Source organism: Tahibacter caeni, from assembly GCF_024609805.1.
Lineage (GTDB): Bacteria > Pseudomonadota > Gammaproteobacteria > Xanthomonadales > Rhodanobacteraceae > Tahibacter > Tahibacter caeni.
Genome location: NZ_JANFVR010000633.1, coordinates 1 through 1288, shown reverse-complemented (window position 1 = coordinate 1288; position 1288 = coordinate 1). Strand labels below are relative to the sequence as shown.

General features: G+C 72.5%; 1 protein-coding gene. It reads right to left on the bottom strand.

Translation table 11 applies throughout. The features are described from left to right. Window positions 1-1288, bottom strand: a 1288-nt coding sequence (locus tag NON22_RS24460; RefSeq protein ID WP_257389588.1) for a phosphopantetheine-binding protein, incomplete at both ends; no start/stop codon positions are given.

Sequence of the window (1288 nt, the reverse complement as noted above, 5' to 3'; positions counted from 1 at the left end):
GACGCTCCTGAGCGCGTAGCGGCCGCCCGCGGCAGGCAACGCCACTTCGATCTCGCCGCCGCCGCGCAGCAGCTCGTCGGCGATGGCCCCGGCGAGCGCCGCGTCGTCCCGCGCGCCGCGCTCCAGGTCGATCGACTTCAAGGTCGCGCGCGGCCATTCCAGCGCCGCGGTCTTGATCAGCGCGGGCAAGCCCGCGAGCCACGCGCGGCGCGCGTCGGCGTTCTGCACGCCGAAATGCCCACCGGTGTCCTGCACGGTCACGAACAGCGCGTCGTCGACGTTGGCCAGGCGCTGCGCGACGACGAACGCCTCGCGGTTCACCGCCGTCGCCTGTACCTCGTCCTCGACGCTACGCAGGCCGCCCAGATAGACGCAGCGCTTCGCGCCGTCGGGCAATGCGTCCACGGCGCGCGCATCGACGCCGTTGCTGCGCAGCGCGGTCGCGACTGCGGAATCCAGGCCCGCAGCGCCGAGCACGAATACCGGCTCGCCGTCGACCAGGCCCGGCGCGGCAAAGCCGGCCGCGGGCGCGGGCGTGAGCTCGAGCACGAAGCGGCCGAGTTCGGCGCGGCGCACCGGTTTCGCTTTCGGCGCATCCGCGAGCGGCGTCGCTGCGGTCGGAGCCGGCGTCGCGCCGAGGTACGCCACGATGTCGGCGAGCGTGTGGAGCGCCGGCGGAACCGCGCGGTCCTTCGCGATGCCGGGCACGCGCTCGGTCATCGCGGCGAGGATTTCGACGCGCTTGATCGAGTCGATGCCCAGATCGGCTTCGATGTCCATCGCGAGGTCCAGCATCTCGACCGGATATCCGGTCTTTTCGGCGACGACGCCCAGCAGGATTCTGGCGACGTCGTCGACGGCAGCGGCCGACGCAGCGAGCGCAGCGACCGGCGCGCTCGCCACGGCTCCGCCCTGCAGGTATTCGGCGATCTGCCGCAGCGTGTGCATCCCGCTCATCTTCGCGGGCTCGGTTTTCGCGACGACCGCACCTTGCGTGTGCAGCGCGGCGAGGATCTCGACGCGCTTGATCGAGTCGACGCCGAGGTCGGCCTCGAGGTCCATGTCGAGGCTGATCATCTCCGCGGGATAGCCGGTCTTGTCGGCGACGATGGAGAGCAGCAGCGCGCCGAGGTCGACGCTCGCCGCCGGCGCGGCAGCGACGACGGGCGCCGCGACCACGACCGGTGCCGGCGGCGCGACGGGTGCCGGCGCGATCGTCGCGACCGATATCGGCGCCAGAGGCGGCGGCGCGATGACCGGCGCCGCTGCAGTCAGGATCGAAGTCGCT